Annotated in this window: 21 protein-coding genes, 2 tRNA genes and 1 pseudogene; 10 read left to right on the forward strand and 14 right to left on the reverse strand. The window is 65.8% G+C overall.

Annotation, left to right across the window (positions count from 1 at the left end; genetic code table 11):
* The first annotated feature begins 90 nt into the window (after positions 1 to 90).
* The 3 genes from AWC27_RS02310 (at position 91) to AWC27_RS02320 (ending at position 3,107) form a co-directional block, all read left to right on the forward strand.
* Positions 91 to 1,728, forward strand: coding sequence for a DHA2 family efflux MFS transporter permease subunit (locus tag AWC27_RS02310; RefSeq protein ID WP_085669007.1), 1,638 nt, complete (start codon positions 91 to 93; stop codon positions 1,726 to 1,728).
* A 152-nt stretch (positions 1,729 to 1,880) separates the two neighbouring features.
* On the forward strand, positions 1,881 to 2,582 hold the full coding sequence (locus AWC27_RS02315) for an IclR family transcriptional regulator (RefSeq protein WP_085669008.1): 702 nt from the start codon (positions 1,881 to 1,883) through the stop codon (positions 2,580 to 2,582).
* 12 nt (positions 2,583 to 2,594) lie between these two features.
* The gene (locus AWC27_RS02320; protein WP_085669009.1) at positions 2,595 to 3,107 is read left to right on the forward strand and encodes a PPOX class F420-dependent oxidoreductase; all 513 of its coding nucleotides are present in this window, start codon (positions 2,595 to 2,597) and stop codon (positions 3,105 to 3,107) included.
* Between the two features lie 5 nt (positions 3,108 to 3,112).
* Here the strand turns inward: AWC27_RS02320 and AWC27_RS02325 are convergent.
* The 4 genes from AWC27_RS02325 to AWC27_RS02340 all read right to left on the reverse strand — a co-directional run bounded on the left by AWC27_RS02325 (position 3,113) and on the right by AWC27_RS02340 (position 5,714).
* Positions 3,113 to 3,185 (reverse strand) — tRNA-Glu (locus AWC27_RS02325).
* Positions 3,186 to 3,269: 84 nt separating this feature from the next.
* Positions 3,270 to 3,341, reverse strand: a tRNA-Gln gene (locus AWC27_RS02330).
* Between the two features lie 112 nt (positions 3,342 to 3,453).
* Positions 3,454 to 4,920, reverse strand: coding sequence for a glutamate--tRNA ligase (gene gltX / locus AWC27_RS02335; RefSeq protein ID WP_085669010.1), 1,467 nt, complete (start codon positions 4,918 to 4,920; stop codon positions 3,454 to 3,456).
* Positions 4,917 to 5,714, reverse strand: coding sequence for a fumarylacetoacetate hydrolase family protein (locus AWC27_RS02340; protein WP_085669011.1), 798 nt, complete (start codon positions 5,712 to 5,714; stop codon positions 4,917 to 4,919). Before AWC27_RS02340 ends, gltX begins: the two co-directional genes overlap by 4 nt.
* Before the next feature lie 171 nt (positions 5,715 to 5,885).
* Between AWC27_RS02340 and AWC27_RS02345 the strand changes: the two genes are divergently transcribed.
* Positions 5,886 to 7,094: an MFS transporter gene (locus AWC27_RS02345; protein ID WP_085669088.1), complete on the forward strand. Its 1,209-nt coding sequence runs from the start codon at positions 5,886 to 5,888 to the stop codon at positions 7,092 to 7,094.
* A 33-nt stretch (positions 7,095 to 7,127) separates the two neighbouring features.
* Positions 7,128 to 8,183 (forward strand): annotated as a pseudogene (locus AWC27_RS02350) (MFS transporter); the annotation flags it as partial.
* Between the two features lie 133 nt (positions 8,184 to 8,316).
* Here AWC27_RS02350 and AWC27_RS02355 read toward each other — a convergent pair.
* Together AWC27_RS02355 and serA are read right to left on the reverse strand one after the other, a co-directional pair.
* Positions 8,317 to 9,327 carry a 3-isopropylmalate dehydrogenase gene (locus tag AWC27_RS02355; RefSeq protein ID WP_085669012.1) on the reverse strand — a complete coding sequence of 337 codons (1,011 nt, stop codon included), beginning with the start codon at positions 9,325 to 9,327 and terminating at the stop codon, positions 8,317 to 8,319.
* Positions 9,328 to 9,337: 10 nt separating this feature from the next.
* Positions 9,338 to 10,924, reverse strand: a complete 1,587-nt coding sequence (gene serA, locus AWC27_RS02360; protein ID WP_085669013.1) for a phosphoglycerate dehydrogenase — start codon at positions 10,922 to 10,924, stop codon at positions 9,338 to 9,340.
* A 55-nt stretch (positions 10,925 to 10,979) separates the two neighbouring features.
* Between serA and AWC27_RS02365 the strand changes: the two genes are divergently transcribed.
* Positions 10,980 to 12,410 carry a phytoene desaturase family protein gene (locus tag AWC27_RS02365; protein ID WP_085669014.1) on the forward strand — a complete coding sequence of 477 codons (1,431 nt, stop codon included), beginning with the start codon at positions 10,980 to 10,982 and terminating at the stop codon, positions 12,408 to 12,410.
* On the forward strand, positions 12,407 to 13,009 hold the full coding sequence (gene wrbA / locus AWC27_RS02370; RefSeq protein ID WP_085669015.1) for an NAD(P)H:quinone oxidoreductase: 603 nt from the start codon (positions 12,407 to 12,409) through the stop codon (positions 13,007 to 13,009). The genes AWC27_RS02365 and wrbA overlap by 4 nt, the downstream gene beginning before the upstream one ends.
* 58 nt (positions 13,010 to 13,067) lie before the next feature.
* Here wrbA and ilvC read toward each other — a convergent pair whose 3' ends face one another.
* From ilvC to AWC27_RS02385, 3 genes are read right to left on the reverse strand one after another with little or no spacing between them, the layout of a single operon-like run.
* Entirely contained in the window at positions 13,068 to 14,069 is a 1,002-nt protein-coding gene (gene ilvC, locus AWC27_RS02375) for a ketol-acid reductoisomerase (RefSeq protein ID WP_211281540.1), read from the reverse strand.
* A 33-nt stretch (positions 14,070 to 14,102) separates the two neighbouring features.
* Entirely contained in the window at positions 14,103 to 14,609 is a 507-nt protein-coding gene (gene ilvN, locus AWC27_RS02380; RefSeq protein WP_085669017.1) for an acetolactate synthase small subunit, read from the reverse strand.
* A complete protein-coding gene (locus AWC27_RS02385; RefSeq protein ID WP_085669018.1) occupies positions 14,609 to 16,465 on the reverse strand; it encodes an acetolactate synthase large subunit in 1,857 nt (618 codons plus the stop codon). Before AWC27_RS02385 ends, ilvN begins: the two co-directional genes overlap by 1 nt.
* A 334-nt stretch (positions 16,466 to 16,799) precedes the next feature.
* Between AWC27_RS02385 and AWC27_RS02390 the strand changes: the two genes are divergently transcribed.
* A complete protein-coding gene (locus tag AWC27_RS02390) occupies positions 16,800 to 17,177 on the forward strand; it encodes a PH domain-containing protein (RefSeq protein ID WP_245846792.1) in 378 nt (125 codons plus the stop codon).
* A 10-nt stretch (positions 17,178 to 17,187) separates the two neighbouring features.
* Here AWC27_RS02390 and AWC27_RS02395 read toward each other — a convergent pair whose 3' ends face one another.
* On the reverse strand, positions 17,188 to 18,042 hold the full coding sequence (locus AWC27_RS02395; RefSeq protein WP_085669019.1) for a DoxX family protein: 855 nt from the start codon (positions 18,040 to 18,042) through the stop codon (positions 17,188 to 17,190).
* A gap of 92 nt (positions 18,043 to 18,134) precedes the next feature.
* Between AWC27_RS02395 and AWC27_RS29835 the strand changes: the two genes are divergently transcribed.
* Positions 18,135 to 18,308 (forward strand): hypothetical protein, encoded by a 174-nt coding sequence (locus tag AWC27_RS29835; protein ID WP_169726693.1) that lies wholly within the window; start codon positions 18,135 to 18,137, stop codon positions 18,306 to 18,308.
* A gap of 74 nt (positions 18,309 to 18,382) precedes the next feature.
* Positions 18,383 to 19,504 carry a PQQ-dependent sugar dehydrogenase gene (locus tag AWC27_RS02405; RefSeq protein WP_085669090.1) on the forward strand — a complete coding sequence of 374 codons (1,122 nt, stop codon included), beginning with the start codon at positions 18,383 to 18,385 and terminating at the stop codon, positions 19,502 to 19,504.
* Positions 19,505 to 19,621: 117 nt separating this feature from the next.
* On the opposite strand, the gene AWC27_RS02410 is transcribed toward AWC27_RS02405, so the two are convergent.
* The 4 genes from AWC27_RS02410 to AWC27_RS02425 form a co-directional block, all read right to left on the reverse strand.
* Positions 19,622 to 20,161 carry a flavin reductase family protein gene (locus AWC27_RS02410; protein WP_085669091.1) on the reverse strand — a complete coding sequence of 180 codons (540 nt, stop codon included), beginning with the start codon at positions 20,159 to 20,161 and terminating at the stop codon, positions 19,622 to 19,624.
* Positions 20,162 to 20,233: 72 nt separating this feature from the next.
* Positions 20,234 to 20,725, reverse strand: a complete 492-nt coding sequence (locus AWC27_RS02415; RefSeq protein WP_085669021.1) for a flavin reductase family protein — start codon at positions 20,723 to 20,725, stop codon at positions 20,234 to 20,236.
* On the reverse strand, positions 20,710 to 22,221 hold the full coding sequence (gene gatB, locus AWC27_RS02420) for an Asp-tRNA(Asn)/Glu-tRNA(Gln) amidotransferase subunit GatB (protein ID WP_085669022.1): 1,512 nt from the start codon (positions 22,219 to 22,221) through the stop codon (positions 20,710 to 20,712). Before gatB ends, AWC27_RS02415 begins: the two co-directional genes overlap by 16 nt.
* Before the next feature lie 67 nt (positions 22,222 to 22,288).
* Positions 22,289 to 23,449, reverse strand: a complete 1,161-nt coding sequence (locus tag AWC27_RS02425; protein WP_085669092.1) for a MinD/ParA family ATP-binding protein — start codon at positions 23,447 to 23,449, stop codon at positions 22,289 to 22,291.
* Between the last annotated feature and the right edge of the window lie 7 nt (positions 23,450 to 23,456).

Here is a 23,456-nt window from a genome sequence, read left to right on the forward strand (position 1 = left end):
CACTGGGCTCAGCGTCAGCCAAGCGGCCTGGCCGCGATACAGAACCATGCAGACAATAGTTGCCGACAAATATTGCCACAGGCAATACTTATGTGGAATTACAGTAGGAGGTCGCGCGTGAGAGCGCCAAGTTGGCGGCGGGCGAGAAGCCTTGCACCGGCCTCAACCGACACGGCGGCCCTGTTGTCAGTGGCGGACACCGGTCGCCGGTATCCGGACAAGCTGGACGCCCGGCTATTCCGGATCGCCGGCGTGTGCGTGCTCGTTGCTGTGATGACGAACGTTGACATCACCGCTATCGGCGTCGCTCAGCGGGCTTTGATCGCCGATTTCCACTCAAACCAGGCCGTCGTTGGCTGGAGCGTGACCGGCTACACGCTCGCGTTGGCCGCGGCGACACCAATGTCGGGCTGGGCAGCCGATCGGTGCGGCACCAAACGGTTATTCATCGGATCAGTGCTGGTGTTCACGGTGGGTTCGGCGCTGTGTGTGATGGCACCGAATCTTCTGTCGCTGATCGTCTTTCGAATGTTGCAGGGATTGGGCGGGGGGATATTGCTACCTCTGAATTTCACCATCGTGGTCCGCGAGGCGGGCCCGCAGCGGCTTGGCCAACTCATGGCGGTCCTGGGAATCCCGATGATGCTCGGCCCAATTGGCGGCCCCATCCTCGGAGGTTGGCTCATCGAAACCCACGGCTGGCGTTGGATCTTCGGCATAAACCTGCCGATCGGTCTGATCGCACTGGTCGTCGCCGGCATGGTGTTGCCGAAGGATCGGCCAGGTCCGTCAGCAATGTTCGACTTTGTCGGTATGCTCCTGCTTTCGCCTGGCCTGGCGACTTTCTTGTATGGAATGTCATCCATACCGTCTCGCGGCACGGTGGCTGATCGCCACGTGTTGATACCGGCGGGCATCGGCCTGGCGCTGATGAGCGGATTTGTTGTCCATGTCCTCGGCCGCACGGCTCACCCGTTAATCGATTTGCGGCTGCTGGCCAACCGTTCTGTCACACTTGCCAACGTGGCGATGTCCTTGTTCGCCATTGGGTTTTTCGGCGCCGAGCTGCTGTTCCCGAGCTACTTGCAACAATTGCTGCATCAGACGCCGCTGCAATCCGGGTTCCATCTGGTTCCACAAGGGCTCGGTGCCATGCTGGCTATGCCACTAGCCGGAACAACCTTGAACAGGTACGGCCCAGCCAAAGCCGTGCTGGTCGGTATCACGCTGACTGGCTTAGGTATGGGCATTTTCGCCCATGCCGCGGCCAAACAGACCGGTTACCTGCCCACACTGTTTGCGGGGTTGGCAATCATCGGCTTTGGCGCAGGCTGCACCATGATGCCGCTATCCGCTGCGGCGGTCCAAACTCTATCTCCACATCAGATTGCGCCGGGTTCGACGCTGATCAGCGTAAACCAGCAGGTGGGCGGATCGATCGGCGTCGCGTTGATGTCAATGATCTTGACCAGCCAATTCAGCCGAAGTGAAAACATCGCTACTGCAACAGAACTCGCGCCGCTGCAACAAGACGCCACGATCCGCGCGGCGCCGGTGGATCCGTCGGTAACGCCGCATGGTGTTCTCGCCCGCGCTCTTGTCAGCAATGTTTCGCACGACCTTGCGCACGCCTACGCAACGGTATTCGTGTTGGCGACCGTCATGCTGGCTTCGATAATGATCCCGGCGGCCTTCCTAACGACCCGTACGTTGACCGTGCGTCGCTGACCATTAGTTCGGCCACATGCGCACTTTGACGGCTGGGTCGAATACCGCCGAAATGAGGCGCATTTCGGCCAGCGGTGTACGCCACGAGCGACTCACGACTTTTTACGAAGGCATTTGGCAGATCTCATACTGCGAGACGCTAATATCTGCGTGTGAGACAACAGAGCGGTATCGGCGTCCTCGACAAGGCCGCGGGGGTGCTCCATGCGGTCGCGCAATCTCCCTGTGGGCTGGCCGAATTGTGTGAGCGCACCGGTCTGCCCAGGGCGACCACCTACCGACTGGCGGCCGCGCTGGAGGTGCATCGGCTGCTGGGGCGGGACGAGGAGGGGCGCTGGCGGCTGGGCCCGGCGATCAGCGAACTCGCGGCGCATGTCAACGACCCGCTCCTGGCCGCCAGCGCGGCCGTGCTGCCCCAATTGCGCGAGACCACGGGCGAAAGCGTGCAGTTGTACCGACGGGAGGGCACGTCGCGAATTTGTATTGCGGCGCTGGAACCCGCTGCGGGCCTTCGCGATACCGTCCCGGTCGGCGCGCGATTGCCGATGACTGCGGGTTCGGGCGCCAAAGTGCTGCTCGCGCACAGTGATGCTGCGACGCAGACGGCGGTGCTCCCCCACGCGAAATTCACCGACCGGGTGCTGGCCGAAGTCCGCCGCCGCGGCTGGGCGCAAAGCGTGGCCGAACGCGAGCCGGGCGTCGCCAGCGTCTCGGCGCCGGTGCGTGATAGCCGTGGCGTCGTGGTGGCCGCCATCTCGGTCTCCGGTCCAGTCGACCGGATGGGACGCCGTCCCGGCGCGCGCTGGGCCGCCGATCTACTGGCCGCGGCCGACGCGCTCACCCGCCGGCTCTGACAGACTGACGCCATGGGAACCAAACAGCGCGCCGACATCGTCATGTCCGAGGCCGAAATCGCTGACTTCGTCAACTGGAGCCGTACCGGCACCCTGGCCACCGTCGGCCCCGACGGCCAACCGCATTTGACGGCGATGTGGTACGCCGTCGTGGACGATGAAATCTGGCTGGAGACCAAAGCCAAGTCCCAGAAGGCGGTGAACCTCAAACGCGATCCTCGGGTGAGTTTTCTGCTTGAGGACGGCAACACCTACGACACGCTGCGCGGGGTTTCCTTCGAGGGCGTCGCGGAGATCGTCGACGATCCCGACGCGCTGCACCGGGTCGGGGTCAGTGTGTGGGAGCGCTACACCGGCCCCTACAGCGACGAGCTCAAGCCCATGGTCGACCAGATGATGAACAAGCGCGTCGGCGTGCGCATCGTGAGCCGGCGCACCCGCTCGTGGGACCACCGCAAGCTGGGGTTACCGAGCATGCCGGTGGGCGGCACCACGGCCCCCGCGGTGCAGGGGACCGGTAACTGATTTTGTAGCCCCGATGGGATTCGAACCCACGCTACCGCCGTGAGAGGGCGGCGTCCTAGGCCGCTAGACGACGGGGCCAGAACCGATCCGAGCTGTCAGCATAGCTGACGCAGGGAAGCCCACCTAATCACTGAACATCTGCTTGGCGTCGGTGGGACTTTGCTGGGGTACCAGGACTCGAACCTAGAATGGCTGAACCAGAATCAGCTGTGTTGCCAATTACACCATACCCCATGGCTGCCTAAAACCGCTGGTCAGAGCTTGTTTGGGGTTATCACCCATCCCACAAATCAGCTCTGCCGGCCGTTGTCGGCCTTTTGAAGTCGCTGTGCACACTACCAAAGATTCAGGCAGCGTCGTCGCGCGCGGCCCGCAGCCGCCGCAAGCTGCGGTCACGGCCGAGCAGCTCCAGCGATTCGAACAGCGGGGGGCTGATCGTCGTCCCGGTGGCGGCCACCCGGATGGGGCCGAACGCCTTGCGGGGTTTGAGGCCCAGGTCCTCGATCAGCGCGGGCTTGAGAGCGCCCTCGATATGCGCGGTGGTCCAGTCCGTCACACCTTCCAGCGCTGCGACCGCCGCGTCGAGCACCGGCCCAGCTTCGGGACCCAACTCCTTGGCCGCGGCCTTGGGGTCGATCGCATACTGTTCGTCGTTGAGAAACTTCAGCAGGTCCCACGCGTCGCCCAACACGACGATGCGGGTCTGCACCAGCTCGGCGGCAGCAGCGAACTCCGCGTCGCTGAGCTCCACGTGATGGCCGTGAGTGTCCAGGTAGGCCCGCAGTCTGCCGGCGAAATCGGCGGCGTCGAGCATCCGGATGTGTTCGGCGTTGAGCGCGTCGGCCTTCTTCTGGTCGAAGCGGGCCGGGTTCGAGTTGACGTCGGCGACGTCGAACGCGGCCACCATCTCGTCGAGGCTGAACAGGTCATGGTCGTCGGCGATCGCCCAGCCAAGCAGCGCGAGGTAATTCAGCAACCCTTCGGGGATGAAGCCGCGATCGCGATGGGCGAACAGGTTCGACTGCGGGTCCCGCTTGGAGAGTTTCTTGGTCCCCTCCCCCAATACCGTTGGAAGATGGGCGAATTCCGGAATTCGGTCGGTTACCCCGATGCGGATCAGCGCCTGATATAGAGCCAGCTGCCGCGGGGTGGACGGCAGCAGGTCCTCGCCGCGCAGTACGTGGGTAATCTTCATCAGCGCGTCGTCGCAGGGATTGACCAAGGTGTATAACGGGTCTGCGCTGGCGCGGGTCAACGCGAAATCCGGTACCGATCCCGCCGCGAACGTGGTGGGCCCGCGGACCAGGTCGTTCCAGCTGAGATCCGCGTCGGGCATGCGCAGCCGCACCACCGGCTTGCGCCCCTCGGCGAGGTAGGCGGCGCGCTGCGAGTCGGTCAGCTGCCGGTCGAAGTTGTCGTAGCCCAGTTTGGGGTTGCGACCCGCGGCGATGTGACGTGCCTCGACCTCCTCGGGCGTCGAGAAGGCATAGTAGGCCTCCCCCGCCGCGAGCAGCCGGTCCACCACGTCACGGTAGAGATCGCTGCGCTGCGATTGCCGGTACGGGCCGTAGGGCCCGCCCACCTCGGGGCCCTCGTCCCAATTCAGCCCGAGCCAGCGCAACGCATCCAGCAGCGCGGCATAGCTTTCCTCGCTGTCACGCTCGGCGTCGGTGTCCTCTATGCGGAAGACGAAAGTGCCGCCGGTGTGGCGGGCATACGCCCAGTTGAACAGCGCGGTGCGGACCATCCCGACGTGCGGGGTGCCGGTGGGCGACGGGCAGAATCGAACCCGGACGGGAGCGGCTTGTGTCACGACTTTCCTTTGCGGACAACGGGATTGGTAAGGGTGCCGATTCCCTCGATGGTGATGGAGACCGTGTCGCCATCCTCGATGGGGCCGACGCCGGCGGGTGTTCCGGTGAGTATGAGATCGCCGGGCAGCAAGGTCATTACGGCGGTGATCCATTCCACGATGGCGCCGACATCGTGGATCATCAGCGAGGTGCGGCTGTGTTGTTTGACCTCGCCGTTGACCTCGGTGCGCAATTCGAGATCGGCCGGCTCGAGGTCGGTGACGATCCACGGCCCGACCGGACAGAAGGTGTCATGTCCCTTGGCCCGCGTCCACTGGCCATCGGACTTCTGCTGATCGCGGGCCGACACATCGTTGCCGATCGTGTAACCGAGAATGTTGTCGGCGGCTTGGGCGGCCGGAACGTCTTTGCACGCCCGGCCGATCACTATCGCCAGCTCTCCCTCGAAGTGCACCGGTGATGCGTTGGCGGGCAATCGAATCGGCACATTGGGCCCGATGATCGCGGTGTTGGGCTTCATGAAAATCACCGGATCCGCCGGGGCTGGGCCGGTGACGGCGCCCATCTCAGCGATGTGGTCGGCGTAGTTCTTGCCGACGCAGACGACCTTGCTGGCCAATATCGGCGCCAGGAGGCGGACGTCGGCCAGCGGCCATGAGCGGCCGGTGAACGTCGGCGTGCCGAACGGGTGCTCGGCGATCTCGCGCGCGATCAGTTCGCCGGGGCTGTCCAATTCGCCTTCGATGCTGACAAAGGCGACACCGTCTGGGCTGGCGATTCGACCAAGGCGCATTCGGGTCAGCCTATCTTGTGGGCGCATGGCCGGCCCCGCCGAGAGTCTGCATACCCAAACCGCAAGAGCGATAGCGCATGCGCTATCAACCTTGCGCTGTCCGGGGCCGACGCCGCGATAGTGAACTTCGCGGAAACTCCTGGCAACAGAAAAGTGTGCAAGCATGGCTGGATGCCGACCGAGCAGATCAGTGCGGCCACGCGCTGGTCGATGGTCGGCATTGCGCTGGTGGTGACTGCCAGTGCGTTTTCGTTCATCAACGCGGTTCCCTTCCTGATCCCCGCATTGGAGGCCGCGCGTGCAACTCCGTTGTCGCAGACGGGTCTGCTGGCCGCGATGCCGAGTCTGGGCATGGTAGTGACGCTGATCGCCTGGGGCTATGTGGCCGACCGGGTCGGCGAGCGGATCGTGCTCGTCACCGGTTCGGCCATGACCGCAGTGGCCACCTTCGCTGCCGCGTCGGTCCACTCGCTGGTGGCCATGGGCGCATTCCTGTTTCTCGGTGGCATGAGCGCGGCCAGCTGCAACCCCGCCTGCGGCCGGCTGGTCGCCGGCTGGTTTCCCGCCGACCAGCGCGGGTTGGCGATGGGAGTCCGTCAGACCGCGCAGCCGCTGGGAATCGCCATGGCCGCGTTCATGATTCCGCGTCTTGCCGAACATGGTCCGAGCGTGGGCTTGCTGTTCCCGGCATTCGCTTGTGCGGCGTCGGCGGTAATCGGAGCGCTGTTCGTGCGTGACCCGGCACACAAGCCGCGCGCCGCGGCCAGCGAAGAGGAGCTCGTCAACCCCTACCGTGGTAGCGCAGTGCTGATGCGCATCCACGCTCTTTCAGCGCTGATGGTGATGCCACAGTCGATGACGGTCACGTTCATGCTGGTTTGGCTGACCAAGAACCACGGATGGGCGGTTCGAACCGCCGGAGCGCTGGTAATCATCACTCAACTGCTCAGCGCCGGCAGCCGCGTCGCGGCCGGCCGGTGGTCGGACCGCATCGGTTCGCGGATGCGGCCCATCCGGGTGGTCGCCCTCGGCACCAGCGTGACCATGCTGATGCTGGCTTTCGCCGATGTCTTGAACCCGCTGCTGGCCGTGGTCCTCATGGTCTCGGTGTCGATCATCACCGTGATGGACAACGGGCTCGAGGCCACGGCGATCACCGAATTCGCCGGCGAGTTCTGGAGCGGGCGCGCGCTGGGCGTCCAGAACACCACGCAGCGGGTGATGACGCTGGCTGGGCCACCGATGTTCGGCGCGGTAATCGATTCGGCAGGATATCCGCTGGCTTTCGCGCTGTGCGGCCTGTTTCCGCTGGCTGCGGTGCCCTTTGTGCCGATCGGCCTGCGGGTACCCGGGCTAACGAGCGTTCGTTCGCGCGAGTAAGCAGCTGCGTGTACAGCGTGCGAGCATGGGTGGATGTCGAAAGACCCGATCACCGCGCGAGCACGCTGGTCGATCGTGGTCGTTTCGCTGCTGGTCACGGCAAGCTCATTCCTGTTCATCAACGGCGTCGCATTCTTGATCCCCGCACTGAAAGTGGTGCGCGGCACCTCACTGACCGAAGCCAGTTTGCTGTCGTCGATGCCCAGCTGGGGCATGGTGGTCACGCTGGTCGGCTGGGGCTATGTGCTGGATCGGGTCGGCGAGCGGATGGTCATGGCCGTGGGCTCGGCCCTCACCGCCGCCGCGACCTACGCCGCGGCGTCAGTTCATTCGCTGCTGTTGATGGGCGTATTCCTGTTCCTCGGCGGCATGGCCGCGGCCAGCTGCAACAGTGCCGGAGGCCGGCTGGTGTCGGGCTGGTTCCCGCCGCACCAGCGCGGCCTGGCGATGGGTGTTCGCCAGACCGCCCAGCCGCTGGGAATCGCCCTGGGCGCGTTGGTGATTCCCGAACTTGCCGAACGAAGCCCGCACGCGGGGCTGATGTTCCCCGCGGTCGCATGCACGCTTGCGGCGGTGGTCAGCGTCATCGGCGTCGTCGACCCACCACGCAAGTCACGGAAGTCGGCCAGCGTCGAGGAGTTGGCCAGTCCCTATCGCGGCTCGTCGGTGTTGTGGCGGATTCACGTGGTTTCGGCGCTGCTGATGATGCCGCAGACGGTGACCGTGACGTTCATGCTGGTCTGGCTGATGAACCACCACCGCTGGTCGGTGGCGGCTGCCGGCGGTTTGGTGACGATCTCGCAGCTGCTCGGCGCCGTGGGCCGCATCGCCGTCGGACGCTGGTCCGACCGGGTCGGCTCACGCATGCGACCGGTTCGCATCATCGCGATCGCTGCCGCCGTGAACCTGTTTTTGCTGGCGCTCGTCGACAACCAGGGTTCGCGTTACGACGTGGCGCTCATGGTCGCTATTTCGGTCATCGCGGTGCTCGACAACGGCTTGGAAGCGACCGCGATCACCGAGTACGCCGGGCCGTTCTGGAGCGGACGGGCGCTGGGCACCCAGAACACCACGCAGCGGCTTGCGGCCGCGGCGGGACCGCCGCTGTTCGGTGCGCTGATCACCGCGGCCGCCTACCCGCTGGCCTGGGGGCTGTGCGGCTTGTTCCCGCTGGCAGCGGTGCCCTTGGTGCCGACCCGCCTGTTACCGCCGGGCCTGGAGACTAGAGCGCGGCGGCAATCCGTTCGCCGACATCGCCGGTGGCAAGCCGTTCGCTCCCGCGAGTTGCCAAGTAAGCCTCGACGGCCCGATCCACCCGGGCCGCCGCATCCTGCTCACCGAGATGGGCAAGCAACAACGCCACCGACATGATCGCAGCGGTCGGGTCGGCGATGCCCTGACCGGCGATGTCGGGCGCGCTGCCGTGCACCGGCTCGAACATCGACGGGTTGGTCCGGGTCGCATCGATATTTCCGCTGGCCGCCAAGCCGATACCGCCGCACACCGCCGCGGCCAGGTCGGTGATGATGTCGCCGAACAGGTTGTCGGTGACGATCACGTCGAAGCGGCCGGGGTCGGTGACCAGGTGGATGGTGGCCGCGTCGACGTGTTGATAGGCCACCTCGACCTCGGGGTACTTCTCGCCCACCTCTTGCACCGTCCGCCACCACAACGATCCGGCGAACGTGAGCACATTGTTCTTGTGCACCAGCGTGAGGTGCTTGCGACGCTGCTGGGCCCGCTCGAAGGCGTCCTGGACCACTCGCCGGACGCCGAACGCCGTGTTCACGCTGACCTCGGTGGCCACCTCGTTCGGAGTGCCGACGCGAATCGCACCGCCGTTGCCGGTGTACGGGCCTTCGGTGCCTTCGCGCACCACCACGAAGTCGATCTTGGGGTCACCGGCCAGGGGGCTTTTAACGCCCGGATACAGCCGGCCGGGCCGCAGATTGATGTGGTGATCCAGCTCGAAGCGCAGCCGTAACAACAGACCCCGCTCCAGGACGCCACTGGGCACCGAGGGGTCGCCGATCGCCCCGAGCAGGATCGCGTCGTGCTCACGAAGTTCGGGGACCACCGACTCCGGGAGCACCTCACCGGTGGCGTGGAAACGCCGTGCGCCCAAGTCGTATTCGGTTTTCTCTACACCGGGTAGCACCGCGTCGAGAACTTTGATCGCTTGGGCGATGACTTCCGGGCCGATGCCGTCGCCGCCGATCACCGCTAATTTCATGAACACTGCCTCACGAAAAGTCAACCACCTCAAGCTTGTTGGCGCCCACTGCCGCCGCGATCGACGACCGCACATCCTCGGGCACGTCCTGATCCAGCCGCAGCACAACGGTGGCACTCGGGCCCTCGGTGTCCTCGGAGAGCTGTGCAGCCTGGATGTTCACCCCGGCCGTACCCAGCAAGGTGCCGATCTTGCCGAGCGCGCCGGGCTGGTCGGCGTAATTGATCACCAGATTGACGCCCTGGGCACGCAGGTCGTAGCTGCGACCGTTGATCTGCACGATCTTCTCGACCAATTGCGGCCCGGACAGGGTGCCCGCGACATTGATGACCGAACCGTCCGACGCGACGGCGCGCACGTCGACCATGCTGCGGTGGTTGGGGCTTTCGGTGGCCTTCGCGATTTCGGCCGTCACGCCACGTTCGGCGGCCAGTGCCGGCGCGTTGACAAACGTCACCGCGTCCTCGATCACCGCCGAGAACAGGCCGCGCAGCGCCGAAAGCTTCAGCACCTCGACCTCTTCGGCGGCCAGCTCACCACGCACCTGCACCGACAACGACACCGGCAGTTCGTCGGACAGCGCGGCAACCAGTACCCCGAGCTTGCGCGCCAGATCCAGCCAGGGCGCCACCTCTTCGTTGACCACGCCACCGCCGACGTTGACCGCGTCCGGAACGAACTCCCCGGCCAGCGCCAGCCGTACGCTCTCGGCGACATCGGTGCCGGCGCGGTCCTGGGCCTCGACCGTGGACGCCCCTAGATGCGGCGTGACGACCACCTGGGGCAGCTCGAACAACGGGCTGTCCGTGCAGGGTTCGCTGGCGAAGACGTCGAGACCGGCCGCCCGGACGTGGCCGCTGTTGATCGCCTCGGCCAGCGCCGCCTCGTCCACCAAACCGCCGCGCGCGGCGTTGACGACGATGACGCCGGGCTTGGTCTTGGCCAGTGCCTCCTTGTCGATCAAGCCCGCCGTCTCCGGGGTCTTGGGCAGATGCACGGAGATGAAATCGGCGCGGGCCAGCAGGTCGTCCAACGGCAGCAGTTCGATGCCCAGCTGCGCCGCCCGAGCCGACGACACATAGGGGTCGTAGGCGACGATGTGGGCGCCGAAGGCGGCGATGCGCTGCGCGACCAGCTGCCCGATTCGGCCCAGTCCAACCACGCCGACGGTCTTGCCGAAGATCTCGGTGCCGGAGAACGACGAGCGCTTCCAGGTGTGCTCACGCAGCGAGGCATCGGCTGCCGCGATCTGCCGGGACGCGGCCAACAGCAGCGCGATGGCGTGCTCTGCGGCGCTGTGGATGTTGGACGTCGGGGCGTTGACCACCAGCACACCGCGGGCGGTGGCGGCGTCAACGTCGACGTTGTCCAGCCCGACGCCGGCGCGGGCGACGATCTTCAGTTTGGGTGCCGCGGCCAGCACCTCAGCGTCCACGGTGGTAGCCGACCGCACCAGCAGCGCGTCGGCCTCAGGCACCGCAGCCAGCAGCTTTTCCCGGTCGGGCCCGTCTACCCAGCGCACCTCAACCTGGTCTCCCAGGGCAGCAACCGTTGATTGGGCAAGTTTGTCGGCGATTAACACAACAGGCAGGTTCACGCGAACAGCGTAGCGGCGGGTCGCCGTCGGCCGCTCAGTCAGCTGTAATCGTGGGGTGGACTTGACCGTCGTCGGCAGCGGGCCCAATGGCCTCGCTACGGCCGTAATCTGTGCCCGAGCCGGGCTGAAAGTGCAGGTCGTCGAAGCCCAGCCCACCTTTGGTGGCGGCGCCCGCAGCCAAGCCGACTTCGAATTTTCCGGAGTCTTACACGACGTGTGCTCGGCGGTGCACCCGCTGGCGCTGGCGTCGCCCTTTTTCGCCGAGTTCGATCTGCCCGCGCGCGGCGTGACGCTGGCCGTGCCGGAGATCTCGTACGCCAACCCGCTGCCGGGCCGGCCCGCGGCCGTCGCCTATCGGGATCTGCAGCGCACCTGTGCCGAGTTGGATGACGGCGGACCCTGGCGGCGCCTGCTGGGGCCGTTGGCGGCCGACTCCGAAGCGGTGGTGGCGTTCCTGCTCGGCGACAAGCGGTCGGTGCCTAGATCGTTGCTGCCGGTAATGCGTCTTGGGTTGCGGATGCTGACCCAAGGCACTCCGGCATGGGGGGCGCTGGCCGGCGCGGATGCTCGTGCCTTGTTCACCGGCGTCGCCGCCCACGTGATTTCGCGAATGCCATCCCTGGCGTCGGCGGGCGCCGGACTGATGCTGGCGACGCTCGGCCACTCGGTCGGCTGGCCGATTCCGGTGGGCGGGACCCAAATGATCACCGATGCACTGATCGCGGATCTGCGCGCCCACGGCGGCGAGCTGACGTCTGGTGTCGAAATCGCCGATCCGCCAAGCGGCGTGGTGGCCTTCGACACGGCACCGACCGCGCTGTTGGGCATCTACCGCGACGCGCTTCCGGCTGGTTACGCTAAGGCGTTGCGCCGCTACACCTTTGGTCCCGGGGTGGCAAAGGTGGACTTTGTGCTCAACGATGAGATTCCGTGGTCGGATGCGCGATTGCAGCGCGCGCCGACGCTGCACCTCGGCGGCACCCGCGAGCAGATGGCACGCGCCGAGGCCGACATCGCCGCGGGGCGCCATGCCGATTGGCCGATGGTGCTCGCATCCTCGCCGCACCTCGCCGATCCAGGCCGAATCGACTCCGACGGGCGGCGGCCGCTGTGGACGTATGCCCATGTGCCGTCCGGATCCACGCTCGATGCCACCGAATCGGTGATCGGGGTGTTCGAGCGCTTCGCGCCGGGTTTCCGCGACGTCGTGGTGGCCTCGCGCAGTGTGCCCGCCGCGCGGATGGCCGAGCACAACGCAAACTACGTCGGCGGCGACATCGCGGTGGGCGGAGCCTCGGTGTTGCGCGCAACCTTGGGCCCTACTCCACGGCTAAACCCTTGGCGCACACCGATTCCCAAGGTCTACCTGTGTTCGGCGGCCACGCCGCCAGGTGCCGGCGTGCACGGTATGGCCGGCTATTACGCAGCCCGGACGTTGTTGCGCAACGAGTTCGGCATTGCCGAACTGCCTAAGCTGACCCCATGACCAAACTTGCGATCATCTACTACTCGGCCACCGGCCACGGCACCACCATGGCTCGACGAGTGGCCGCAGCGGCCGAGGCGGCGGGCGCCGAAGTGCGGGTGCGCCACGTCGCCGAAACCCGTGACCCGTCGTCGTTCGCGCACAATCCCGCATGGACCGCGAATTACGAAGCGACCAAAGATCTCCCGGCAGCGACCGCCGACGACATCGTGTGGGCCGACGCGGTGATCTTCGGATCGCCCACCCGGTTCGGCTCTGTTGCTTCGCAATTGCGAGACTTCCTCGACTCGCTGGGCGGGCTGTGGGCCGAAGGCAAGCTCGCCGACAAGGTGTACGCGGCCTTCACGTCATCCAACACCCTGCACGGTGGCCAGGAGACCACGCTGCTGACGCTCTACGTCACCTTGATGCATTTCGGCGGCATTATCGTGGCGCCGGGATACACCGACCCGTTGAAGTTCGTCGACGGTAACCCGTATGGGGTCAGCCTGGTGTCGACGCACGACAACATCGAAGAGTTCGACTCGGCGACGGCCGACGCGCTGGACCACCTCGCCCGTCGGGTGGTGCGGGTCGCCGAAGGCACCGCGACACTGTAGTTGGCGCGACGACACGCCGAAAAGCCCCGCGCCAACTACAGTTTCGCGGCCACCTCGGCTAAGCGGTTTCGGTGATGGGGCGGTCGACCCAGCTCATCAGGTCGCGCAGCTTCTTACCGGTGACCTCGATGGGGTGCTCGGCGTTCTCCTTGCGCAGATCCTCGAGCTGCTTGTTCCCACCCTCGACATTGGCGACCAGCTTCTTGACGAAGGTCCCGTCCTGGATGTCGCGCAGGATTCCGCGCATCCTTTCCTTGGTGTCGGCGTCGATGACCCGCGGGCCCGACAGGTATCCGCCGAACTCCGCGGTGTCAGACACCGAGTAGTTCATCCGCGCGATACCACCCTCGTACATCAAGTCGACGATCAGCTTGAGCTCGTGCAGCACCTCGAAGTACGCCATCTCCGGCGGGTAGCCCGCCTCGACCATGACATCGAAACCGGTCTTCACCAATTCCTCTGTGCCACCACACAACACGGCCTGCTCGCCGAACAGGTCGGTTTCGGTCTCGTCCTTGAAGGTGGTCTTGATGACGCCGGCGCGGGTGCCACCGATCGCCTTGGCATACGACAAGGCGAGCGCCTGGCCCTCCCCGGTCGGGTCCTGGTCGACCGCGATCAGCGCGGGCACGCCCTTGCCGTCGACGAACTGGCGCCGCACCAAATGCCCGGGACCCTTCGGCGCGACCATCGCGACGGTGACGTTGGCCGGCGGCTTGATCAGATCGAAGTGGATATTGAGGCCGTGCCCGAAGAACAGTGCGTCACCCTCGTTGAGGTTGGGCTCGATGTCATTGGTGAAGATCTCGGCCTGTGCGGTGTCGGGAGCCAGCAGCATGATCACGTCGGCCCACTTGGCAACCTCGGCGGGGGTATCGACCTCCAGGCCCTGCTCTTCGACCTTGGCCCGCGACTTCGAGCCCTCCTTCAGCCCGACGCGCACCTGCACACCGGAGTCGCGCAGGCTCAGTGAGTGCGCGTGCCCCTGGCTGCCGTAGCCGATCACGCCGACCTTGCGGCCCTGGATGATCGACAGGTCTGCGTCGTCGTCGTAGAACATCTCTAATGCCACGGTGAAATTTCTCCTTGTGTGTTATTTGGCGGTGGCTATGCCGCGCGGTCCGCGGGACAGCGACACCATTCCGGACTGGGCGATTTCGCGGATACCGAAGGGCTCCAATACCCGCAGCAGCGCCTCGAGCTTGCCGTGGTTACCGGTGGCCTCGACGGTGAGCGACTCCGGGGAAACGTCAATGACGTTGGCGCGGAACAGGTTTACCGCTTCGATCACCTGGCTGCGGGTGCCGGCGTCGGCCCGCACCTTGATCAGTGCCAATTCCCGGGACACCGAGTTGTCCTCATCCTGCTCGACGATCTTGATGACGTTGATCAGTTTGTTGAGCTGTTTGGTGACCTGTTCGAGAGGGGTTTCCTCGCAGGAGACGACGATGGTCATCCGCGACATGTCCTTCTGCTCGGTGGCGCCCACCGCCAGCGACTCGATGTTGAAGCCGCGCCGGGAGAACAACGCCGCCACCCGCGCGAGAACGCCGGGCTTGTCTTCGACCAGCACCGAAAGCGTGTGCGTCTTCGGATACATCAGGCGTGCCCCTCGCTTATGTCGTCGAACAGCGGACGGATCCCGCGTGCGGCCTGGATCTCGTCGTTGCTGGTGCCGGCGGCGACCATCGGCCACACCTGGGCGTCGGCGCCGACGATGAAGTCGATCACCACCGGGCGGTCGTTGATCGCCCGAGCCTGGTTGATGACGTCTTCCACGTCTTCCTCACGCTCGCAACGCAATCCGACGCAACCCAGCGCCTCGGCCAGCTTGACGAAGTCCGGTATGCGGTGCGAGTGGGTGGCCAGGTCGGTCTGGGAGTAGCGCTCTTCGTAGAACAGGGTCTGCCACTGCCGCACCATGCCCAGGTTGCCGTTGTTGATCAGCGCCACCTTGATCGGGATGCCCTCGATGGCGCAGGTGGCCAGTTCCTGGTTGGTCATCTGGAAGCAACCGTCGCCGTCGATTGCCCACACCTCGGTATCGGGCAGCGCGATCTTGGCGCCCATGGCCGCCGGGATGGCGAACCCCATGGTGCCAAGCCCGCCGGAATTCAGCCAGGTGCGCGGCTTTTCGTACTTGATGAACTGCGCCGCCCACATCTGGTGCTGGCCAACGCCGGCAACATAAATGGCGTCCGGGCCGGCGATCTGACCGAGCTTCTCGATCACATATTCCGGGCCCAGGCTCCCGTCGCTCTGCGGCCCGTAGCTCAGCGGATAGGTCTTCCGAACGCCTTCGAGGTACTCCCACCACTCGGTCATGTCGATGTTGCCGGGGATCTCGTAGTGCCGCAGCATCGCGATGAGGTCGGTGATGACGGCCTTGACGTCGCCCACGATGGGCACGTCCGCGTGGCGGTTCTTGCCGATCTCGGCCGGGTCGATATCGGCGTGGATGACCTTGGCCTCCGGAGCGAACGATTCGAGCTTGCCGGTCACCCGGTCGTCGAAGCGGGTGCCAAGGGCGATCAGCAGGTCGCTGCGCTGCAGCGCGGCCACCGCCGACACCGTGCCGTGCATGCCGGGCATGCCCATGTTCTGTGGGTGGCTATCGGGGAAGGCGCCGCGCGCCATCAGCGTGGTGACCACCGGGATGCCGGTCAGTTCGGCCAGGTCGAGCAGCTTGTCGGTGGCCTCGCCGCGGATGACGCCGCCGCCGACGTACAGCACCGGCTTGCGCGCGGTTGCGATCAGCTTGGCAGCCTCGCGCACCTGCCGGTTGTGTGGCTTGGTGTTGGGCTTGTAGCCGGGCAGGTCCATCCGCGGCGGCCAGCTGAAGGTGCATTGGCCCTGCAAGACGTCCTTGGGGATGTCGACGAGCACCGCGCCCGGCCGGCCGGACGCCGCGATGTGGAACGCCTCGGCGATCACGCGGGGAATCTCGTCGCCGGAGCGGACCAGGAAGTTGTGCTTGGTGATCGGCATGGTGATGCCGGAGATGTCGGCTTCCTGGAAGGCGTCGGTGCCGATCAGCCCGCGGCCGACCTGGCCGGTGATGGCGACCACCGGGATGGAGTCCATCTGCGCGTCAGCAAGCGGCGTGACCAGGTTGGTCGCACCGGGACCCGAGGTGGCCATGCACACCCCCACCTTGCCGGTGGCGTGCGCGTAGCCGCTGGCGGCGTGGCCGGCGCCCTGCTCGTGGCGGACCAGCACATGGCGCAGCTTCTGCGAGTCGAACAGCGGGTCATACACCGGGAGTACGGCGCCGCCGGGAATGCCGAAGATAATGTCGACGTCGAGCTCCTCCAGCGACCGGATGACCGACTGGGCACCGGTAAGTTGCTCGGGCGCAACGCGTTTCGGCTGTGTCGCGGCCGTCGCGGCGGGCTTCACCGCTTTCGGCGCGCCGTTTGCCTGCGGCTCGCTGGATGACTTCGTGGGAGCGCTCACAGTGTCCTCTTCACGTCCTTGTGGGTCCTGGGGTTCCTGGGCAAGAAAAAACCCCCGTCAGCTCTTGCTGCACGAGGGTTGCGCGTTGGGCTGGATAGCTTGAAATGCTAGTCAGGCACCAACGCGCCGACAAATTACTACGAGCATTCCGGGCTTTCCGGCGGTATTCATAGCGTCCGACGGTAGTCTTCGCACAGCTCAGCCGTCAAATCCGGGGCGTACTCGGACACACCATTCGGTGTGCGTCCAGGGCGACGACACGCAGTCGACGGCCGCCATCAGCGCACACGCGATGCCGCGACTGCTCGAATCGCGGCGATGCGATGATGCGAGGGTGGCTACTCAAGCGCCGGTAGTGATCAAGGTGTCGCCGATGGCACACTTAGCGGTCGGCTTTTTGACCCTGGGGCTGCTGGTGCCCGTCCTGACCTGGCCGGTGAGTGCCCCGCTGCTGGTGATTCCGCTGCTGTTGTCGGCGATGATCGTGCGGCTGCGCACGGTCGCCGACGATCAGGGCGTGGCCGTGCGAACACTGCTGGGCAGCCGGGCGGTGGCCTGGGAGGACATCGACGGCCTGCGGTTTCACCGCGGCTCCTGGGCACGCGCCCGGCTCAAGAGCGGCGCAGAAGTGCGGCTGCCTGCGGTGACCTTCGCAACGCTGCCGCAGCTGGCCGAGGCCAGTGCCGGGCGGGTGCCTAACCCTTATCGGTGAAAGGGCCAGGTCAGGCGAGCGGATTGACGCCGTTGAGGAACACCCAGACGGCGACACCAGCCGCGATGCCGACAAGCAGCGCGACGAATGACCCGATGAACGGCCGGTGCGCCCAGCCGCGGCGCGCGTCGAGACCGTAGCGGCCCGGACCGCTCAGGATGACAGCGACGGCCATCACAACCAGCGTGATCTGGTACTCGTGCCCATTCGGCAGGAAGTAGGCAAAGGGGTGCGAATGCTGGGCCGACATGCTGGCCAGCAGGCCATTGATGAGGAAGGCCAGTGCCCCTGCGGCCGCCAACGGGGTGAACAGCCCCAGCACCAGTAACACTCCAGCGACGATCTCACCGCCGGCGCTGACGTAGGCGAGGATGTCGGCATGCTGGTAGCCGATGTCGGACAACGAGTGCCGGAAACCGGTCAGGCCCTGGCCGTCCCACCAGCCGAAAACCTTCTGCAGCCCATGGGCGACCAGCACCACACCCAGGCCGATCCGCAGGATGAGCAGACCGAAATTCTGGGTACCGCGCCGGCCCGCGGCCCGTAGGCGGTCTTCCTCTTCGTCGATGTCGATGGCGGCGGGCGCGGCCGGAATCTGCCGCCCGGCGGCCTGCGGCTGGACGTATGGCAACGGCTCCTGGGCGTCGAGCATGTTGTACACCGCGCTGGCTGCGGTGGAGTTAGCCGGGTCGTACGGCGGGATCACCGTGGTGGTTCCGGTGCCGGTGCTGCCGAAGTCGCTGGAAAACCTGGCCGGAGTCAAGTCCTCTTCGGGGTCGACCAGGCTTGCCGAGACCGGCCGCCCGGCGGATGGGCCGGGGGAATCGCCCGGCCGCTGCCAATGTGAGTCACTCGAACTGGTCACGGGTGTCAGGGTAAGGGCATTTTCGCCTGAATCGGGGATTTGAGCGGCGCTTCCGCCTGTTAAATCCGCAGTTCGCCCGCCGAATGGTTCCGATGGGCCGCTACGACCGGCTTGCGCGGTGGTTGTCAGAGACCCCCGCCGCCGTGGCCTCCACTGCCGCCGGCGAGCCCGGCGCCGGTGCTGGAGACCCCGCCGCCACCGCCGCCACCACCACCACCGCCGCCGCGGCCGCCGTCGCCGCCGTCGCCGGGTGTGCCCGCTTATGACTTCCGCTCGACAATCGGCTGCTTAGCCCACTTCGCGACGTGTGGCGCCGGTACCGACAGGTAGCCTGTCGATCATGCGGATAAGGCGCTCGGTTCGATCCGGGCTCGCTGCGCTGTGTGCGGTGATGCTGGTATCGACCGGCTGCGCGCGCTTCAACGACGCCCAATCGCAGCCGTTCACCACCAACCCCGAACTCAAGCCCCAGCCCAGTTCGACGCCTCCCCCGCCGCCGCCGTTGCCGCCGACGCCGTTCCCCAAAGCCTGCCCGGCGCCCGGGGTCATGCAGGGGTGCCTAGAGAGCACCAGCGGACTGATCATGGGCATCGATAGCAAGACCGCGCTGGTCGCCGAGCGCACCACTGGCGCTGTCAAGGAGATCTCCGTCAGCGCCGAGCCGAAGGTTAAGCTGGTCATCCCGGTCGACCCGTCCGGCGACGGGGGCTTGATGGACATCGTGTTGTCGCCGACGTACTCGCAGGACCGGCTGATGTACGCCTACGTCAGCACGCCCACCGACAACCGGGTCATCCGGATCGCCGACGGCGACGTCCCGAAGGACATCCTGACCGGAATTCCCAAGGGCGCTACCGGCAATACCGGCGCGCTGATCTTCACCAGCCCCACCACACTGGTCGTGCTCACCGGCGATGCGGGCAACCCGGCGATGGCCGCCGACCCCAAATCGCTGGCCGGCAAGGTGCTGCGCATCGAACAGCCCACCACCATTGGGCAGGCGCCGCCGACGACGGCGCTGTCCGGAATCGGGTCGGGCGGCGGCCTGTGCAGCGATCCGGTCGACGGGTCGTTGTATGTCGCCGACCGGACGCCGACCGCGGACCGCCTGCAGCGCATCACCAAGAAATCCGAGGTGTCCACGGTGTGGACCTGGCCGGACAAGCCCGGCGTGGCCGGCTGTGCGGCCATGGACGGCACGGTGCTGGTCAACCTGATCAACACCAAGCTGACGGTGGCGGTCCGACTCGCCCCGTCGACCGGTGCGGTCACCGGTGAGCCCGATGTGGTCCGCAAGGACACTCACGCCCATGCCTGGGCGTTGCGGATGTCGCCGGACGGCAACGTGTGGGGGGCGACGGTCAACCGAACCGCCGGTGACGCCGAGAAACTCGACGACGTGGTGTTCCCGCTGTTCCCGCAGGGTGGCGGCTTCCCGCGGAACAACGACGACAAGACGTAACAGACCTGTTGGTCACAGCCGTCACACCAACACCACGGCGCCGCGGCATACCCAACTCGCGAACGTGATATCGCCTGCGATAGCACCTTTCTCGCGGCATCGTGGTTGGCCGAACACCTACGGCACGTCGAGCGTGAACCTCATGCCGTATCCGCGCGCCGCCTGCGCGCGCTCCTTGTTGTAGAGCCGCTGCGGCGCCTCCTGGCCCGGCTCAAATTCCTCGTCCATATCTGAGAGGTAAAGCAGTTCTTCCTCCGACTCGGGAGCCCACACCGCTACGGGCTCCAACAGGTAGGCCACATGATCCCCGACCTCGCTTCGGCTCACCGCTTTACCGAGTAACCACGCAGCCGCGTCGTCGAGAATCGGCATTCCCATCGGACCAGCGCGCCAGGCACATTGAGCGAATTGGCTGGTCTGGTCATCGGATTGGCCGCTGAAGAGTTGGGCGAGCACCTGCTTGTCCCGTGGTAGTGCGTGCACCACCAGATAGTCGGACCGGCTCGCGACCTGCACGGTGTGGCTGCTTATGGGCAGGCTGACCATGAAACTGGGTGGCTGCACGCTCGTCCGGGTGGCGAAGGTAACCACACAAGCCGACGGTTGACCGTCGGCCTGAGTGGTCACCACGTACACCGGAGTGTCCAGCATGTCCATCAAGTCGTCGAACGATTCATCGATCACATCACCATGATGAGTCCGAACGGCGTCGTTGTGTGCAGAACGGAGTTACGGCTCGTGGCCCGGTTCGATCTCGATGACGTCGCAGAGGTGAATCAGGTCGTCTAGGTCGTCGGCAAACCACGCCTCAACGGGCTCCAGCAGGTATCCCAGGTGGTCCCCGAGATCGATTCGCTGCACCGTCTTGCCCACCAGCCAGGCCGGCGCTTCGTCGAGAATCGGCATGCCTTCTGGTCCGCTGTGCCACCTGCAGTGATCGAACTTGTTGATCTCATCACCGGTTTGGCCGCCGAAGAGCCCGGCCAAGCTCAGGTTCCGGCGCGACAAGACGTGCACCGCCAAATGCTGCGATTGGCTCGCAACCTTGAAGGTGTGGTTGGCCTGAGACAACCCGACCAGAAACCTCGCCGGGTGGATGCTGGCCTGGGTGGCGAAACCGACCAGGCAGCCCGAGAGCTCACCGTCGGCCTGAGTTGTCGCGACGAGCACCGGGGCGTTCAAGATCCCCGTCAGCCGATCCAGCACTAGCTCTGCCCGCACGCCGCCAGGACGAGTTCGCGCACGCGCGCCGCGTCGGCCTGCCCGCGCGTCGCCTTCATCACCGCCCCCACGATGGCGCCCGCAGCAGCCACCTTGCCGCCGCGGATCTTTTCTGCCACATCGGGATTGGCGGCCAAGGCTTCATCGACGGCGGCTTGGGTCAGCGAGTCGTCGCGGACCAGCGCCAGGCCGCGAGCGGTCATCACCTGCTCGGGCTCACCTTCGCCGGCCAGCACACCCTCGACGACCTCGCGCGCCAGCTTGTTGGACAACTTGCCCTCCTCGACCAGCGCGATCACCGCGGCGACCTGCGCAGGGGTGATGGACAGCTCGTCGAGTTGGACGCCGGCCTCATTTGCCTTCTGCACCAGGAAGTTTCCCCACCAGGAGCGGGCGTCCTTGCTGGGTGCGCCGTGCCCGATGGTGGCCGTCACCAATTCGACCGCCCCAGCGTTGACCAGATCGCGCATCACCTCATCGGAGATACCCCAATCTTGTTGAATCCTCTTGCGGCTCAACCACGGTAGCTCCGGGATGGTGGCACGCAGCCGGTCGACCAGCTCGCGGCTGGGCGCGACGGGCTCTAGGTCGGGTTCCGGGAAATACCGGTAGTCCTGGGCGGTTTCCTTGGCCCGGCCGGGGCTGGTGTAGCCGGCCTCGTGAAAGTGTCTGGTTTCCTGGATGATCTGGCCGCCGGACTCCAAAACCGCGGCCTGGCGCTGCATTTCGTAGCGGACGGCCACTTCGACGCTTTTCAGCGAGTTGACGTTCTTGGTCTCGGTGCGGGTGCCGAATTCTGTTGTGCCGGTTGGCATCAGCGACACGTTGGCGTCACAGCGCATCGACCCCTGGTCCATCCGGACGTCGGATACGTCCAAGACACGCAACAGGTCTCGCAATGCCGTCACGTAGGCCCGGGCGACCTGCGGTGCGCGTTCTCCGGCTCCCACGATGGGCTTGGTGACGATTTCGATCAGCGGCACGCCGGCGCGGTTGTAGTCGATCAGCGACGTCGTCGCGCCGTGGATCCGGCCTGTCTCACTGCCGATGTGGGTGAGCTTGCCGGTGTCTTCCTCCATGTGCGCCCGTTCGATCTCCACCCGCCAGGTGGTGCCGTCTTCCAGGGGAGCTTCGAGGTAGCCGTTGATGGCGATGGGCTCGTCGTACTGCGATATCTGGTAGTTCTTCGGCATGTCGGGGTAGAAGTAGTTCTTTCGCGCAAAGCGGCACCACGGCACGATTTCACAGTTCAGCGCGAGGCCGATGCGGATCGCCGATTCCACCGCGACCTCGTTGAGCACGGGCAATGAACCGGGCAGACCCAGACACACCGGACATACCTGGGTATTGGGTTCGGCGCCGAACGCGGTTGCGCAGCCGCAGAACATTTTCGTCACGGTGGATAATTCGACGTGCACCTCAAGGCCGAGTACCGGATCAAAGCGCGCCATGACTTCGTCGTAATCCAGCAGGTCAGCGCCCGCAGCAAGACTCATGGGCTCGATCCTAATGGTGATCGCGAGGCCGACGGACTGGACGGGCGCCGCGCGAAGCGGGTCGGCGTTACCGCGATGGGGAGTGCCCGTCGACTACGCGCAGGTGACGCTCGAGGTGATTGCCGGGAAACAGGTCAGCCAGCGCAGCGGCCAGCTCCAGATAGCAGCGCCGGCTCTTCCGGCTCAGCCGGTCCAGGCCGATCTCTTTGCCCAGCTGAACGTGCCGATCGAACGGCAGCACCACGGTAGCGGCCACCTGAGCCGACACTTCCTCGAGTTCTTTGCAGGACAAGATGTCGAGACCGCCCGGCGCGGTGTGGTTGATCGCCAGTACCGTTGACGCGACCAACTTCTGATATCCGTTGTTACGCAACCACTCCAGCGTGATCCTGGTCTTTCTGATCGCGTCGATCGAGGTGCCCGTCACCACCACCAGAGCTTGCGATTCCGGCAGTACCGCTTCCATCAAACTGGACTTGAGCGCCTTGACACAGTCCACCACCACCACCGAGTAGTGCTTGCGCAGTATCGAGAACGTCTTGACGACGTCGGGCCGCTCCGCTCGCCAATTCGTGTGCGCATAGTCGGGCGGACCGAGGACTTCCAGCCCCGAGCTGTTCATGTACGTATGCGCCCGCACGTCTGGATACCGGGTGACCGAATAGTCGTTGAGCAGGTCGAACATGCTCAGCCGGCTGCGCCGACCGTGGCGTTCGGATAGATCCCCGCCGTCGAGGTCGACGGCGATAACCCGATCGTCACGCGCCTCGGCGAAAGTGGAGGCAAGTGCCTCGACCACCGTGGTCTTGCCGACTCCGCCTTTGAGGTTGAGCACGGCTATGGGAAACGCACTTCCGAGCGGGGCGCGGATGCGGCCGCGCAGCTCAAGCTCGCGGCCCTTGACCGAGCCGACGTCCCTGCCGGTGACGCGGGATACCAGCTCACGCCAGCCCGACCGGGGGACGTCGTCGGCCTCCTCCTGGGTCAAACCGTCCAGTGCGGTGCCACCCGGGACCCGCTCCGGCCAGACCACCGGCATCCGCGCCCGCAGCGCCGACGGCGTCGGCGCGAAGGGCGATTGCGGCTCGGGAGGCTGGCGGTAGACCGGTGCGCGATGAATCTCGGGCACCGTGGTGGACGTCCAGTCCGATCTACCGCGCCAGTTGGGCCGCTCCCCCGATGGAGCGAACTGCTGAATGTCTCTGCTCAAGCGACCGCGGTCACTCATACCCACC

Origin of the sequence: Mycobacterium szulgai (genome assembly GCF_002116635.1) — a bacterium.
Lineage (GTDB): Bacteria > Actinomycetota > Actinomycetes > Mycobacteriales > Mycobacteriaceae > Mycobacterium > Mycobacterium szulgai.

Excerpts from the sequence above, each read along its gene's own strand:
- AWC27_RS02310 (WP_085669007.1), top strand. The coding sequence starts at position 91 with ATGTGGAATTACAGTAGGAGGTCGCGCGTGAGAGCGCCAAGTTGGCGG.
- AWC27_RS02320 (WP_085669009.1), top strand. The coding sequence starts at position 2,595 with ATGGGAACCAAACAGCGCGCCGACATCGTCATGTCCGAGGCCGAAATC.
- AWC27_RS02340 (WP_085669011.1), bottom strand. The coding sequence starts at position 5,714 with ATGCGCCTTGGTCGAATCGCCAGCCCAGACGGTGTCGCCTTTGTCAGC.
- AWC27_RS02345 (WP_085669088.1), top strand. The coding sequence starts at position 5,886 with ATGCCGACCGAGCAGATCAGTGCGGCCACGCGCTGGTCGATGGTCGGC.
- AWC27_RS02355 (WP_085669012.1), bottom strand. The coding sequence starts at position 9,327 with ATGAAATTAGCGGTGATCGGCGGCGACGGCATCGGCCCGGAAGTCATC.
- wrbA (WP_085669015.1), top strand. The coding sequence starts at position 12,407 with ATGACCAAACTTGCGATCATCTACTACTCGGCCACCGGCCACGGCACC.
- ilvC (WP_211281540.1), bottom strand. The coding sequence starts at position 14,069 with ATGTTCTACGACGACGACGCAGACCTGTCGATCATCCAGGGCCGCAAG.
- ilvN (WP_085669017.1), bottom strand. The coding sequence starts at position 14,609 with ATGTATCCGAAGACGCACACGCTTTCGGTGCTGGTCGAAGACAAGCCC.
- AWC27_RS29835 (WP_169726693.1), top strand. The coding sequence starts at position 18,135 with ATGGGCCGCTACGACCGGCTTGCGCGGTGGTTGTCAGAGACCCCCGCC.
- AWC27_RS02405 (WP_085669090.1), top strand. The coding sequence starts at position 18,383 with ATGCGGATAAGGCGCTCGGTTCGATCCGGGCTCGCTGCGCTGTGTGCG.
- AWC27_RS02410 (WP_085669091.1), bottom strand. The coding sequence starts at position 20,161 with ATGGACATGCTGGACACTCCGGTGTACGTGGTGACCACTCAGGCCGAC.
- gatB (WP_085669022.1), bottom strand. The coding sequence starts at position 22,221 with ATGAGTCTTGCTGCGGGCGCTGACCTGCTGGATTACGACGAAGTCATG.
- AWC27_RS02425 (WP_085669092.1), bottom strand. The coding sequence starts at position 23,449 with ATGAGTGACCGCGGTCGCTTGAGCAGAGACATTCAGCAGTTCGCTCCA.